Raw genomic sequence first — 14,193 nt, 5'->3', positions numbered from 1 at the left:
TGCTCCTCGGATATACATACTCTTATAACGATTGAAAAAATGCATCATGGCAAAGGATTTGATTTTCTCTCCAGCAAGCCCATATAGCTTTTTCGATAAAAAAACAATAAATAACCCAGCGAAAGGACGAGCAATGATGCCAAAAGCAGTAATGAGTGGTCAAGAAACAAATGGAGTAAAAAAATATTGGCTACAATTGGAGTTAATATAGCAAGTACCAGCGGGATAAACTGATTAGTCAAGAGTAATATCCCGCATATAACTTCCAATGATTTTTCTGCAATTAATAGATAATCAAATTCAAATAATACCATTGCTTCTGGACTGGTTGCTATAAATGGGCCCAGCCCCAGAATGACAAAGTAACCATTTATGCCCGCAATCAAAAAAACGACACCTAAAAACAATCTGCTTATTTGCATCAAGATTCCAGTCAATTTCAAACCTCCTATTTTTAAAATAAACTGCTTAATGATTCATTATCAGTCAAAGAGTCGTTAAATACTTTGATTATTTTATTTTCGAGAAGATAGATTTTTGCTGTATTGCCGGTGGCGATTGGAGTACCTAAGTTCATTCGCTATCTCCCCCTAATCATAAAATTCCATATGTGTTTTATCTTGTTTGTAGTAATCTAACCTATCCTGTAAAGTACCTGTATGAAATTCAAACTTATGGCCATCCGGGTCTGTAAAATAGATTGATTTTCTGTCTCTTGCATCTCTAGGTCTGCCTGGCAATATATTTACCTTCAGCTCTTTTAACCTCTTATACATTTGGTCAAATTCCGCTTCGTCGATTGTAAAAGCTATATGTGTGTAGGATTTTTCTATTTCATTCCGAGGAATGTCTTTCTCCACATTGAGGGCAAGCCACACCCCACATAAATCAAAATAGGCAGTGCTTCTCCCTTTTACAAGCAATTTAGCATCAAATACTTTTTCGTAAAATTTAATGGCGTTCTCCAAATTAGAAACCGAAAACAGAAAATGGTTAAGACCTTTAATTGCCACGTCAATCACCTCAGCAAGTGAAGATTTTTCTGATGTTAACTACTTCGACACGGTTTATCGAGAATCCTTTTAATCCATACATATTCAGGGGCATATGAAAAGATACTCTCCTTATAAGTTGAAGGAAAGCATCGAGTTCTGTGGCTGATTCAGTTCTACTTTTTTCTTCTTAGTTATATAAAGATGTTTTAAAAACATAGCTTACCTTCTCATAATTCATTCGATCTTCGTAAAAACGATGTGCATCTGTACGCTGCAATCCTGATGACAACGCAATACTTTCATAATTATTTTCCATAGCCCATTCGTGGACATATCCAAGCAGTTTTTCACCATACCCTTTTGAACGCATCGTCTTTTCTGTAACGAGGTCACACACCCAGACAAACCTTCCATAGTACAGCGTGATCATTGGCTTAAAACCAGTTACTGCAACTATTTTACCCGCATCAACTAAAGCAAATATTTTATAGCTATCCTTTTCTTTCGCATCCATAACTAATTCTAGATATGTATTTTCATCAAGATGTGTACGCAGCTGTCTCATAATCGGATACGCTTCAATTATTTCATCTTTTGACAGAAGCTCTTTCATGACCAACATACTCTTACCCCCTGTTCGATAGTTTAAAAAAGGGTGCAATTCCAAATCAGGAAAAGCACCCTTTCTCTTTCTGAAAAGTTCTCGGAAGCGGCCCGTTCGATTAACTGTCACATACCATATGACTACAAATCGAGCCCCTCAATATCTTCCATTTCCAAGTCTGGTTTTTGGGAGGCATCTTCTTCAAAAAACTGGATTGCCAATTCAGACAGTGTGCCATCCTCACGCATCTCCTGCAGAGCATTGTTAATTTCCTCTGTCAGCTGATCAGCTTGTTTTGGCATGGCAATAGCTTTCACGGTTGGTCTGAATTGAAGATCAGGGTGCAAATGGATATCAAATTCAGGAAATTCAGCAATACCGAATTTCTGCAAATAATAATCATTGATGACTACATCGGTTCTGCCATTATGAACATCCCGTAAATAAGCTTCATTTGGAGCGTTTCCATAGGTAACCACTTCCGCTCCAAAGTGCTCGGCAATCTGACTATAGATAGTCGTTGCTCCGCCACCGGCCTTTTTCCCTTCCAGATCTTCCAGTGAATTTATATCTGAATTATCATCTTTGCGGACCACCATGGTCGTATAGGAGTATTTATAAGGTTCACTGAAATTGAATTCCTCTTCCCTTTTTTCAGTAGGCTGCATTGCACTAACATCAATTCTTCCGCTTTGAATGGCTGGAAGTACACTATCAATCCCCAATATTTCAAAAGTGATGTCCAGCTCCATGCGATCGGCAACCTCCCGCATTACTTCAACCTCAAACCCTGTTAAGTTGTCATCGCCATCTTCATAATAAGATGCCGGGAACAATGTACCGGAAGTCCCTACTACAATCTCTCCTTTTTCCTGGATCTCTTCCCATCTTTCATCCGTCGTACCTTCACCGCTCCCACTGCCTGCAGTACTCTCATCGGAACTTCCACATGCACTTAAAATCGCTATAGAAGCCAATAGAATAATAGATATGTATTTACTTCTTTTCAAAAATCCCACTCCCTCTCCTTAAAACCAAATAATAGATATTAGATTACTCCAATTAAACTGCTTTGTCAAAAAAATTCCGCTTTATATGAGGTCCACGGGGACAGGTTTACTGGTCCACTTGTGAAATTTGTTCATCGACGATTTATGTATTATCAAGAGCATCGAGCAATATGTAAAATCCTTTGTATAACAGAACGTAATTTTGTCCGCATCCTTGTCCATCTTGATATTCTCGTAAACAGGCGGATTGCAGCCAAAAAAAGGGCCTAATACTCTCAAGCACGCCATCTCTCACTTAATCGTCAATTACGCGATTCGACAGTAATAATCACTAGCCTTTTCATCTCTTTAACCAACCTCCTTTCAAACAGAAAAGCGCCCCGTTGTATAATAAGTCCTATACATAGTTTCTTCTTAAGATTTGGTAGCTCTTTCTATTCTTCTTTCCCACCCAGCTAATTTTTATTTAAGACTCCGTTTATATTTCCAGACAATTTCATCCTCATCTGTTTCTGTTTTCTTTACTACACGTTCTTGCACTATAAAACCATTTGATTCATAATAAGGAATGCCACGGTAGTTTTCATTCATAACGGTTACCCATTGTTCGGTTGCACCTGCTTCAATATGATCTTTTGAATATGCATGCAGAAGTTTCTTTCCAATTCCTTGATAGCGATATGCCTCACCTATGTATAATACCCATATCCAGGAAAGCCGTTCTTTATTTAACTCGCCACCAATAGTACCTACTACTTTCCCATCTGCAATTGCACTATATTTATAGATACCTTTATTAATTTCATTTCTCACACGCTCCTCTGTGTACCAAACTTTTTTTGCAATTTCTTGGTATTTTTTGCTTAATTTCCCCTCTACCGTTTGTTGCCATCCAATCGCACATATTTCAGCAATTGCTTTAGAATGCTCAGGTTTACACGCAACAATTTCAATACCCATTTCCATCCTCCCCTAAGAGCAGAAATACTGTGACCTCTTTCTTCTTATCATCTTATTCTAAATTTGATGGCATAAGGTTTAATAACCCCCTTCACTCGACCAGAAAAGGAGTATATTACCACCGTCTCGGCAATGACTCTCTAAGCTGAAAATTATCTGTTTATTTCTTCCCACTCACTCAAATACATACGCTCCTTTATTTTTTTGCGATTTTCAATTTTACATATAAATTCTAAACTATTGCCATCGGGATCATTAAAATGAATTTTAGCGGTTGCATAATCCTTCTGCGGCATAACGAAAGGCTCAATTGGTTCAAAACCAAAAGCCTCTCTTGGTTTATATCCCTTACTTTCTAACCATGCAACCGAATCTTTCAATCCTTGCAGGGAAACCTGAAAAGCTATGTGTCTTATAGATGGATGATAATCAAGTTCCACTTTATCGGACTCCCATAAACCCAACCAACTTTTATCTTTTTCTATCCATAAAAAAGCCAATCTATCCTCAACAATATGATCAAGTTCCAAACCAAGATTACTATAAAAATCTATTGAACGCTCTAAATCACTTACTGGTAAATGCGCTTCAAACAAACCTTCAATCATGAAGAAAACCTCCTATTCTTATGACAATTTTTTCATAGTTTCACCTGTTACGATTCCCGGTTCTCCAAACAGTTAGTTAATCTGCCACATGACAATTACTCCTGTTGTGATAGTGAGTAAGTTTGTGCAGCTGACTTGAAAAGAATTCTCCATTAGTAAGTATTTCGACATATTATAAAGAGTTCCTGCTTATCGCGACCATCGCGAATAGCTTTCAGAAAAGACTTCGAGGGAATATAGCTAAATACATTACAGATTACGTGAATGGCCCAGTTGCACTTATGAAAGAAAGCACTCTAATAAATGTGATTACAAATTCAACATGCGAATTGTATTTCAAATTATAATGATTAATGTAATCGTAAAAAGCGTACCCTTTATTTGCTTACCCAATAGAAAAAACACCTGCAGGCTATGAACTAGCTTACAGGTGTTTCTAATTATCAAAGTGGGTATGTTCCTTACAGTTTAGCTTTTTCCAGCTCTACAAGGAATTTATCGTTCAGCACTTTAATATATGTTCCTTTCATACCAAGTGAGCGTGATTCGAGAACTCCAGCACTTTCCAATTTTCTCAATGCGTTCACGATTACGGATCGGGTGATACCGGCACGGTCAGCGACTTTGGATGCTACAAGCAATCCTTCCATCCCATCAAGCTCTTCAAAAATATGATCAACAGCTTCCATCTCACTGTAAGAAAGGGAACTAATGGCCTGTTTCACGATTGCCTGACTGCGGGCTTCAGCTTCAATTTCTTCCGTTTTACCACGCAAAATTTCCATGCCTACAACGGTTGCCCCATATTCGGACAATACTAAGTCATCCGGGCTGAATTCCTTCTCCAGGCGTGAAATGCTTAGTGTTGCCAGCCGTCTGCCACCACCAATAACGGGAACAATTGTCGTGAGTCCTCTCTTGAATAACTCTTTGCTTTCTTCAGGGAAAGCGGCGTATTCACTGTTTATATCCAAATTTTCAGCTGTCTCATGAACAGTTAATAGACGATTTGAATAGTCTTCAGGCAGTTGGCGTTCCTCTAACATATGGTTCATTCGCTCACTTTCAATATTATCGTGCAATCCGTGGCCAAGGATTTTCCCTTTTCTGCTGATCACCAGGACATTCGCTTCGATCACTTCTGATAGTGTTTTTGCCATTTCTGTAAAGTTTACAGGTTTACTTCCTGCATTTTGTATAATCGCATTGATTTTTCTGGACTTTGTTAATAAATTCACTTAAATTCCTCCAAATTATTCTTATTTAGTTTCTGCTTACCATATTTAAAATTCCTTTTTTGCCCAAAAACTGCCACTAAAAATTGTGTGTACAATCTAATAGTAAATAATAATACAAATATCGACATAAAACAATTTTTACACAAAAATTTACACATCCTTAACAAATACCAAGTGCACAATTTAGACTTTTTAATCCTTCCGCAAAAACAAAAGCAGGCCAAAACCCTCAGACCTTTTCATTTCGAACAGGTAATCAGTTAGTCAAAAAGCCAAACTCTTTCATCTTGAACTATGATTTAATAAATTATATAATATATGGTAACTACATAGGTTACATGTTTTCTAGGGTTCCGCAACATAACTGTTGGACTGGTCCGAGAGAAAACTCACAGCATTGCTGTGTCACGGAAGGATAAAAGCCTGGGAGGAACTGATCAAGTTGTCTCTTTGGCTTTTTTATTTGGCAAGAATAACTGGAGGTGCAGATGGAATGAATATGGACTGGATTAAAGTTTTTGTTGCTGCTTTTTTTGAAGTTTTTTGGGTTATTGGATTAAAACACGCCGATGGATTTTGGGAGTGGTCAGGGACTATCATTTCTATTTTCATCAGTTTTTATTTAATGATTGCTGCAGGCAGAAAAATCCCCGTGGGCACCGTATATGCTGTCTTTGTGGGACTAGGCACTGTAGGGACTGTTTTTTCAGAAATCGTCTTTTTTGGTGAAGCCTTTAAATTATCTAAAATTCTTCTGATTCTCATTTTATTGACCGGAGTAATTGGTTTGAAATTAGTTACGGATGAAAAAGTTAAAGAAGGAGTTGAGTCATAATGGCATGGGCTTCTTTAGTTTTGGCGGGTTTATTTGAAATGTTTGGTGTTGCGATGATCAATAAATTGCACAGAGATCGTAATTTGCTTTCTGTGATACTTTTAATTACTGGATTTGGTGCAAGTTTTCTCTTTCTTGCCTATGCAATGGAATCACTCCCGATGAGTACGGCCTACGCAATCTGGACAGGGATTGGAGCGTCGGGTGGGGCCATAGTGGGAATGATATTTTACGGGGAATCAAGAGATTGGAGAAGAATTATATTTATTACAATGGTTTTAGTTGCAGCTGTTGGTTTAAAACTTGTCTCGTAAACAACATACAGTAATAAATTACTTGGTGTGAAAAAGACAAAGCAAAAGCACCGGCACTCACGTATTAAATGTAGGATGCAGGACCGTTTGCTTTATCTTTTTCTAATCAAGGTAGTGCTCCTTTATACATGATGAGCGGAGGGCAGTATTCAGGTTCATCAATTAATGGAGTGTAAAACACTTGATATTAAAACACTGCACAGTTTTTTTATTCTTGGGTGTGTTGATCACTTCTGTACTCTAAAATATCTCCCGGCTGACATTCCAAAGCCTTACAAATCGCCTCTAACGTTGAAAATCGAATCGCTTTCGCTTTTCCATTTTTTAATATGGAAAGGTTAGCCATTGTTATTCCAACCCTCTCTGAAAGTTCTGTCACGCTCATTTTCCTTTTAGCCAGCATCACATCAATATTGATTATAATCGCCATTGTTTTCACCTCAGACTATTAAGTCATTTTCCGATTTTATATCGATCGCTTCTTTTAGAAGTCTTTGAAGAACGGCAGCAAAGACGGCAATCACCAGTGAAGCAAATGCAGGAACCATTCCAATTATAATGAGTCCTGGTGCATCGTCCAGCTCTGCTACGAGATAAACAAATGGCATCATCGCCACATACAAACCACTGATTGTCATTGCACAGAATTTGATATTCTTCAGAGATTTAACAGACAGGTCAGAGAAAGCCTGGTTCCTATCAATAAAGCTCAAAAGTTTAAAAGCCTGATACAATGCGATAAAAAACGGAATCACCGATACATACATACCTATTAAAATGGGATAGAGTATATGGGCGTAGTCTGGATTTACTGGATTATTCGCTAGCCAGGGAAACCCAAATATGCACAAAGCAAGAACTGGAAGTCCAATAAGAATAACAGCCATCTTTAAAAAGAGTGTTGAACCACGTTTCATAAGAAGCACCTCATTTAATTTATTGTAGATCTTACTTTAACACTTATTTTATCGATTATCAATAAATAATTATTGAATAATATTATATTTTTATTGTATTGTCTGGTTTTTGATTCTACAAATGGCTCTACTAAGAGGAAAAAAAGACATATCAAAAAAGATTCCTTTTCTATGAAGGGGTTGCAAAACAGAAACATTAAATTTTAAAGAAAAACTACCCTTCATCACCAAATAGATTGGAAGAAGGATAGTTTTAAAAAGTTTTTCTGAAGTTAAGTTGTCTTCTCTGTGCTCAGGCCAACACATATGATGTTCTTCAGTGTACCTGCAGCTTTTGTTCTTTTAGATAAACATATTTACAAAAATTGCTGTAATAAAGCTTGCCATCGTACCAGCGATGATCGCTTTAAAGCTTAATGATGAGACTAATTTTTTCTTTGATGGTGCTATAGAACCTAAACCTACAATTAATTGCCCAATTGATGATAGGTTCGCGAAATTACATAATGCAACGGTTAAAATGGCAATCGTTTCTGGTTGTAATACCTCTTGGATTTTCAGTACCTCCTGGAATGCGATCAGTTCATTGGCGGTAAGCTTTGTACCAATAATGGACGCAGCCTGGAATGCATCTTCAAACGGAATTCCAACAAGTAAAGCAAAAGGAAAGAAGACATAACCAAATACCGTCGCTAAATCTGTTCCAATGATGTTTAATAAGCCGTCGACAAGAGCTAAAATACTGATAAAAGCAATGAGCAACCCACCAATATTGGCAGCTAGCTTTACGCCGCTGACAGCTCCTTCTGAAATAGCTTCAAAAATGTTGGCGTGTCCTGCCCCTTCCATTTTGACATCATCCATTGTTCTAGACTCTTCCGTTTCCGGTTCTATAATTTTGGATATGACAATAGCGACAAATGGTACCGAGAATACTGATATGAGTAAATACTTTACGTCAATTCCCATTTGCGCATAGGATAATAGAATCGCACCACTTGCCGAAGCTGTGCCCCCAACCATTACGGTGAACAATTCTGAGCGCGTCAGTTTTGCGAGATAAGGCTTAATGAGTAATGGGGCTTCTACTACCCCTAACATCGTGTTGGCAACCGTATTAAATGATTCCACCCGGGTAGTACCAAATATTTTCCCAACAACCAATCCGAGGCCTCGTACAATAATTGGGATGATACGTAAATAATACAGAGCGGCAACCAATGCGGAGATAAAAATGATGACAGATAAAACATGAATAGCAAAAACAAATCCTACATTTGTTCCTTCTGTAAAGAACCCACCAAATAAAAATTCAATTCCTGCGTTGCTAAAGTCCAGTACGTGCTGTACTCCTTGAGCGGCCTTGTTAAGAACCCAACGACCAAGGGAAACATTCAGCATAAAGTAAACGAAAATTCCTTCTAACGCCACACCTACTACTATTGTACGCCATTTGATCGCCTTTTTATTTTTACTTAGAAGCCAAGCCAAAAACAGTAATCCTGCCAGTGATAATAAACCAGATAAAATACCCATAGGTAACCTCCTTATAATGAGCTTCATAGACCCTTATTATCGTTAGACGTCTGACCTTTTTATTATATAAAAAGGTGCATCCTCTCCATCAATAAAGAAAGAAGAGAATGCACCAAGGTAAACGTGTCCCATGTCGCGCTCTGACTTTCCTTATAGTCCGGCATTTTACGGCTGCCAGGTAGAGACTTATGGACCATATTTCCATAGATATATAAGGATCGTATGAAGTTGATTTTTGAATTTTAACAGAGGTTTTCCAAATAAACAATAGATCGATAAAAAATAATATAATACTGAATTTTGCAATCGCAATCTATTTCTATAAAAACTACCAATCATATCTCTCGCTTTGATGAATATATAAATTTATAAGATTACTCCCGCAAAGTTTCCTCCCAATACTAGTTTATTCTTCTGATTGGTGCATTGGAAAGATGCCGAGATAGCTATTCTATTCTTATCCTGTTCTTCATACTGATCGATTGTCGCTTCACATATGATTGTATCCCCAGTAAAAACCGGCCTTAAAAATTCAAAATTCATGGTACGGGCCAGTACATTGTTATCTCCACCAATTTTTGTCGGCAATGTAGCAGTCAACAGCCCTTGAACGACCAGTCTTCCCTGTTCATTAGGGGTAACATGATGAGAGCCCTTATCACCCGAAATCTTCGTAAACAATTCAACATCTTCTGCTGTAAAAGTCCTTTCAAATGTTATTATATCGCCAACTTTTAAAGACAATTTTATTCCCCCCTTTAATTTGCATTGGGTTATCGTTTCGACCAGTCCGTTCCCTGTTAACCATTATCAGCTAGTTATACTTATTCGATGACCTGCCTACCATTTCCCGTTAGAAAACTCAATATAAAAAGGATGAAGACTTTCATTTAAGGCATATTCAATTCTTTGTTTGAAATTCCCCCATGTAACCATTTCCAGAGCTTCATTTACTGGAAAAAAGTCTACTTCTAAACTTTCAGGGCCAGTTGTTCTTTCTCCACCGATAGCCTTGGCCAGAAACAATGTATTGCAAATGGAACCACTGACATTTTGAAAAATCCCACAAAACTTTTCTATTTCGATATCTATTCCCGTTTCTTCCTTTGTTTCCCTAATTGCTGCATTCTTTATTGACTCGCCCTCTTCAACTTGACCACCCGGCATTTCCCATCCTCTCCTAGGTCCTTTTATTAAAAGAATTTCATTTGCATCGTTTAAAACAATTGTAGCAGCTGAAACAAAATGCTTTGGTGCTGCCATATAACCCACTCCCCTGTAAATATTTCTTCTCAAAAATCTAGTGAGAAAACTTTTTTTGTGAACTTGTCCGGGAATACTCCCTTTTTTTCATCTACTTGTTCACTCTTGATAAAGCGGTTACATTCACTTTTGCATAAAACTTTTTTTTGTTGATTACAATGAATTCTGCTGCCTGCTATCATCGCTCACTCTGTAATTGTGAACTATGGCGAAAAAATTGTGAACTATGGCATCATGGCAGAAAACAACGGCAAATTTAGTGGAAAATACGGCAAATACACTGTGAACTATGGCATTTGTCACTAAAAATCAGGAAAAACTATGTAACTGGAATAATAGCAGTGAACTGGTTTGATGATAAAACGCAAAAGCAAAAGCAGGTTTTAGATGTTCATTCCCAGTTCTACTAAAAGCCAGGAGCAAAACCCATATTTTGTAAGATAATGGTTCTTATGATTAAATAGTAACTCAAAGAACGGAGCTTTGCTATAGAATTTTATTCCTTTAACAAGAAATGTACTTCCTCCCATGCACCAAATTTCTTCGAGAAAAATTATTCATAGAAAAATATTTATAAATATTAAAAGGGACTCCCTGCTAAAACCCGGAAATCCCCTTTTTTTGCATAATAATACTACACCAAAAAAACATCCGGGACTGTTAACCCATATAAACACTTTCACACGTTCCAGCTAACGGTTCATAAAAACAATGCAGTTTATATTGTCCAGTAAAAGGTTGGTCATACCATGTTGGGGGACATGGAGCATATGGATTAAAGTACCAAAGCGCATATTTCGCTGGGTGATCTCTCCAATAATCCAAATTTTGCCTTGCTAATCTTTTTTCAGATTCTCTTGCTCTTTGATAAAACACATTGCCTTTTTGAACGGCTTCAAAAGAGTAATTTCCTCCTTGTATTTGAAAAATGACATCCTCAATTGTTCTCACATCAATAAAGTCAGTACAATCTGCTATAGCACGGTTAACAATTACATTCCCAACGTAGAGCATTCCTTGCTGTCCTTCTCCTTCAGCTTCTGCTCTCATCATCCTGGCCATTAAGTCAACATCTGCACTTCGGTAAGCAACTCTTGCCATTTTTACACCTCCAGAATATAGTATGAAAAAAAGCCTCCATTCATGCCAGTGTATATAAATCAATGCGGTCCGGAGGGACAGGTTCCTCGGTCCAAAATATCTCAAAATGTGCCTGCATCCTCATCGCGACCATCTACTAATCGAATCTTTTTTTTTATTTGACAATCATCTCTAGTTGTAACTATAATTGTTACACGGTGGTGAATCCATATGAAAAATAGTCGGTTTGCGGTTGCAATTCATATCCTGTCGTTAGCATCCACTCAATCTGGAGCCACTTCTGATTTCATTGCGAGCAGTGTTAACACGAATCCCGTAGTCATCCGACGCATAAACAGTTTGTTGAAAAAGGCTGGTATCCTCAAATCCCAAGCAGGCATTCCAGGGGTCTACCTGACAAGAGAACCGTCTGAAATTACTTTACTGGACATCTATAAAGCGGTCCAAGGAAAAAGCGAAACGACTTTTTCCATTCACGAAGACCCTAACCCGCAATGCATCGTTGGGAAGAACATTCAAACCACGCTTGAGGAGAGCTTTATGCGGGCACAGAATGCGATGGAAAATGAATTAGCCAATCAAACACTTCATGACATTTTAGGAGATCTCTTTGATTAAAGAGATTTTTTCACCACTCGAATGTAACTATCATTGTTACAATTAAACTGTAGGAGGAATATTTATGAACATAGCAGTAATCGGAGCAAGCGGAAAAGTTGGAAGCTTAATTTTAAAAGAAGCGATTGACCGAGGGCATCAAGCAACAGCAATTGTTAGAGATGCTGGAAAAATCACAGATGAAAATGTGAACGTTATCGAAAAAAATATTTTTGACCTTAAAACCGAGGATGTAAAGCAATTTGAAGTAATTGTAAATGCCTTTGGGGCTCCTCTAGGTGAAGAACAGGCACACGTGGATGCCGGGCATGCTTTAATTGAAGCTGCAAATGGTACAGAAACAAGAGTTGTTGTTGTCGGCGGTGCCGGAAGTCTTTATGTCGATGAAGCCAAAACAGTTCAGTTAATCGACACACCAGAATTTCCGGACATCGTCAAACCAACCGCAAAAGGACAAGGTCGCAATCTGGAAGAATTACAAGCAGCAACAGATCTTAATTGGACATTCATCAGCCCTTCAGCCATCTTTGATGCGGAAGGAAAAAGAACCGGGGCCTACAAATCCGGAAAAGATCACCTGCTTGTTAATACAAAGGGTGACAGCTATATCAGCTATGCTGACTATGCCATCGCTGTATTGGATGAAATCGAGGATCCGAAGCATATTAAAGAAAGATTCACTATTGTCGGTGAAGCTGAATAAACGAGAACCAGAGACAAGATTGAAACCACTGAATAAGTACCATTTTTGGAGGCAGTTAATTTTTACATCAATATAAAGAAAATAAAAGGAAGTTAACAACTGAGATACAGGATGTTGTTAGCTTCTTTTTAAAAACAGACTTTTCCCTCTGTCTCGGACTGCTCCCTGGTACAGATCCAGGTTTTCCACATCAAACGATCCCTTGGTACAATCCCCAACTTTAATGCTTACCTCCATAATTATACCTTTCGCTCTCAATCTCAATATACATAACCATACCAACAACTGACTCAGCTTCCTCTTCATTCCCTGAAATGGTATTATATGTAGAACGAAAGAAGAAAGTGTGATTCTATGGAAATACAATCATTTAAACGGGATCTTTTACAACTAGGCTGCGAAAAAGCTGCAGAACTACTCGTTACGTTTGAGGAATGCGATGATAAACTAACAATGATCCGGCAGATTCTAAAAAACTGTAAAACTGCAGCCACTGATTTTCCCGACGATATACGAATTCTATATGCTCAAGTAAATGCTTCATCATCCTATGACAAAGCTTGCGAAAGAATATTGTTACGGGATTTTGAAACAATCTTACTGGAAATCGTTAAACCTGCCGACAATTCGGCTAAGATTTTCTTGGAAGCGAATGAAATACAGGAAGCAGTTATAATGTATAAAAAAGCAATACAGGCTGACCCCGATGCACAGCTTGAGCTGGGTAAATACTACAAGGCCCTGGGAAGAGATGATTGGGCATTCGCCTGGTATGAAGCCGCAGCGAATGCAGGTATTCTCGATGCAATTTACTGGCTCGGGAACTATTATTTTGACGGGGGTTATGTGAAGAAAAACTTTGAAAAAGCATTCCATTATTATAAGGAAGCAGCCTTAAAAGGGCATGCAGATGCAATGAATAATTACGCTGACATGTATTTTCTTGGTGAATACGTGGAAAAGGACGATAAACGCGCATTCGAACTGTTTACTATTGCCGCTGAGCGTGGTGTTGCCGAATCAATGTATACGCTAGGTTATTTATATGAAAACGGTATCGGCACGGAGAGAAATGCTGAAAAGGCTAAGCATTGGTTCACCGAATCAGCCAAGAATGGAGACGACTTTGCTGCCAACCGACTCGGCAATGAAGCTGTCGAGAATGGCCTTGGTGAAGAGGCCCTCCGCTGGTACAAGCTGGCTGCAGACCGACAAGACGTCTATGGGGAATTCAATCTCGGCATGTGCTACGAATCCGGAATCGGCACCCCAATCAACATGAAAAAGGCAAAATATTGGTATCAAAAAGCAGCACTCAAAGGGGATCAAGAAGCAAAAGCAAAATTGAAGGAATTTTAAGCACACTGTGACGGTTAGATCTCTCTCCCACAGGCTTGCTCTCACTAATAGAAAAAAGCTCAGTTTAACTGAGCTTCAGGCTGTCGAGAAACCCTCGACAGCCTTATTTTTTTTCTGAACTATCCATCAATT

Annotated in this window: 19 protein-coding genes and 2 riboswitches; of the genes, 5 read left to right on the top strand and 14 right to left on the bottom strand. The window is 38.3% G+C overall.

Annotated elements, in window-relative coordinates; translation table 11 throughout:
* Positions 1 to 44 precede the first annotated feature (44 nt).
* From A4245_RS09100 to codY, 8 genes are all read right to left on the bottom strand, one after another.
* Complete coding sequence (locus tag A4245_RS09100; protein WP_234402383.1) at positions 45 to 437, bottom strand: hypothetical protein; 393 nt, start codon at positions 435 to 437, stop codon at positions 45 to 47.
* A 17-nt stretch (positions 438 to 454) separates the two neighbouring features.
* Entirely contained in the window at positions 455 to 577 is a 123-nt protein-coding gene (locus A4245_RS20080; RefSeq protein WP_407668380.1) for a hypothetical protein, read from the bottom strand.
* A gap of 13 nt (positions 578 to 590) precedes the next feature.
* Positions 591 to 1,013, bottom strand: a complete 423-nt coding sequence (gene fosM, locus A4245_RS09095; protein ID WP_067727416.1) for a FosM family fosfomycin resistance protein — start codon at positions 1,011 to 1,013, stop codon at positions 591 to 593.
* A 169-nt stretch (positions 1,014 to 1,182) separates the two neighbouring features.
* Positions 1,183 to 1,617, bottom strand: a complete 435-nt coding sequence (locus tag A4245_RS09090; protein WP_067727415.1) for a GNAT family N-acetyltransferase — start codon at positions 1,615 to 1,617, stop codon at positions 1,183 to 1,185.
* Between the two features lie 122 nt (positions 1,618 to 1,739).
* Positions 1,740 to 2,609, bottom strand: coding sequence for a transporter substrate-binding domain-containing protein (locus A4245_RS09085; protein WP_067727414.1), 870 nt, complete (start codon positions 2,607 to 2,609; stop codon positions 1,740 to 1,742).
* A 462-nt stretch (positions 2,610 to 3,071) separates the two neighbouring features.
* The gene (locus tag A4245_RS09080) at positions 3,072 to 3,569 is read right to left on the bottom strand and encodes a GNAT family N-acetyltransferase (RefSeq protein ID WP_067727413.1); all 498 of its coding nucleotides are present in this window, start codon (positions 3,567 to 3,569) and stop codon (positions 3,072 to 3,074) included.
* Positions 3,570 to 3,721: 152 nt separating this feature from the next.
* A complete protein-coding gene (locus A4245_RS09075; RefSeq protein ID WP_067727412.1) occupies positions 3,722 to 4,177 on the bottom strand; it encodes a VOC family protein in 456 nt (151 codons plus the stop codon).
* A 461-nt stretch (positions 4,178 to 4,638) separates the two neighbouring features.
* Entirely contained in the window at positions 4,639 to 5,415 is a 777-nt protein-coding gene (gene codY / locus A4245_RS09070; protein ID WP_067727411.1) for a GTP-sensing pleiotropic transcriptional regulator CodY, read from the bottom strand.
* Positions 5,416 to 5,749: 334 nt separating this feature from the next.
* Positions 5,750 to 5,847, top strand: a riboswitch (guanidine-I (ykkC/yxkD leader).
* Between the two features lie 61 nt (positions 5,848 to 5,908).
* On the opposite strand from codY, the gene A4245_RS09065 reads away from it, so the two are divergent.
* Together A4245_RS09065 and A4245_RS09060 are read left to right on the top strand one after the other, a co-directional pair.
* Entirely contained in the window at positions 5,909 to 6,250 is a 342-nt protein-coding gene (locus A4245_RS09065) for a DMT family transporter (protein WP_067727550.1), read from the top strand.
* Positions 6,250 to 6,564, top strand: a complete 315-nt coding sequence (locus A4245_RS09060; RefSeq protein WP_067727410.1) for a DMT family transporter — start codon at positions 6,250 to 6,252, stop codon at positions 6,562 to 6,564. The genes A4245_RS09065 and A4245_RS09060 overlap by 1 nt, the downstream gene beginning before the upstream one ends.
* A 208-nt stretch (positions 6,565 to 6,772) precedes the next feature.
* On the opposite strand, the gene A4245_RS09055 is transcribed toward A4245_RS09060, so the two are convergent.
* From A4245_RS09055 to A4245_RS09030, 6 genes are all read right to left on the bottom strand, one after another.
* Positions 6,773 to 6,994, bottom strand: coding sequence for a helix-turn-helix domain-containing protein (locus A4245_RS09055; RefSeq protein WP_067727409.1), 222 nt, complete (start codon positions 6,992 to 6,994; stop codon positions 6,773 to 6,775).
* A gap of 10 nt (positions 6,995 to 7,004) precedes the next feature.
* Positions 7,005 to 7,481 (bottom strand): DUF2975 domain-containing protein, encoded by a 477-nt coding sequence (locus A4245_RS09050; protein WP_067727408.1) that lies wholly within the window; start codon positions 7,479 to 7,481, stop codon positions 7,005 to 7,007.
* Between the two features lie 342 nt (positions 7,482 to 7,823).
* Positions 7,824 to 9,017, bottom strand: coding sequence for a NupC/NupG family nucleoside CNT transporter (locus tag A4245_RS09045; protein ID WP_067727407.1), 1,194 nt, complete (start codon positions 9,015 to 9,017; stop codon positions 7,824 to 7,826).
* A 133-nt stretch (positions 9,018 to 9,150) separates the two neighbouring features.
* Positions 9,151 to 9,252: riboswitch (purine riboswitch) on the bottom strand.
* Between the two features lie 131 nt (positions 9,253 to 9,383).
* Positions 9,384 to 9,761: a hotdog domain-containing protein gene (locus A4245_RS09040; RefSeq protein WP_067727406.1), complete on the bottom strand. Its 378-nt coding sequence runs from the start codon at positions 9,759 to 9,761 to the stop codon at positions 9,384 to 9,386.
* A gap of 96 nt (positions 9,762 to 9,857) precedes the next feature.
* Positions 9,858 to 10,280 (bottom strand): NUDIX hydrolase, encoded by a 423-nt coding sequence (locus A4245_RS09035; protein WP_067727405.1) that lies wholly within the window; start codon positions 10,278 to 10,280, stop codon positions 9,858 to 9,860.
* A gap of 660 nt (positions 10,281 to 10,940) precedes the next feature.
* The gene (locus A4245_RS09030) at positions 10,941 to 11,381 is read right to left on the bottom strand and encodes a cell wall hydrolase (protein ID WP_067727404.1); all 441 of its coding nucleotides are present in this window, start codon (positions 11,379 to 11,381) and stop codon (positions 10,941 to 10,943) included.
* Positions 11,382 to 11,591: 210 nt separating this feature from the next.
* Between A4245_RS09030 and A4245_RS09025 the strand changes: the two genes are divergently transcribed.
* The 3 genes from A4245_RS09025 to A4245_RS09015 all read left to right on the top strand — a co-directional run bounded on the left by A4245_RS09025 (position 11,592) and on the right by A4245_RS09015 (position 14,061).
* On the top strand, positions 11,592 to 11,999 hold the full coding sequence (locus A4245_RS09025; RefSeq protein WP_067727403.1) for an Rrf2 family transcriptional regulator: 408 nt from the start codon (positions 11,592 to 11,594) through the stop codon (positions 11,997 to 11,999).
* Between the two features lie 64 nt (positions 12,000 to 12,063).
* Positions 12,064 to 12,702 (top strand): NAD(P)-dependent oxidoreductase, encoded by a 639-nt coding sequence (locus A4245_RS09020; protein ID WP_067727402.1) that lies wholly within the window; start codon positions 12,064 to 12,066, stop codon positions 12,700 to 12,702.
* 354 nt (positions 12,703 to 13,056) lie between these two features.
* Positions 13,057 to 14,061: a tetratricopeptide repeat protein gene (locus A4245_RS09015; RefSeq protein ID WP_067727401.1), complete on the top strand. Its 1,005-nt coding sequence runs from the start codon at positions 13,057 to 13,059 to the stop codon at positions 14,059 to 14,061.
* Positions 14,062 to 14,193 lie beyond the last annotated feature (132 nt).

The sequence above is a fragment of the Oceanobacillus damuensis genome (genome assembly GCF_001618145.1).
GTDB lineage: Bacteria > Bacillota > Bacilli > Bacillales > Amphibacillaceae > Oceanobacillus > Oceanobacillus damuensis.
This window is presented reverse-complemented; position numbering and strand designations above follow the sequence as displayed.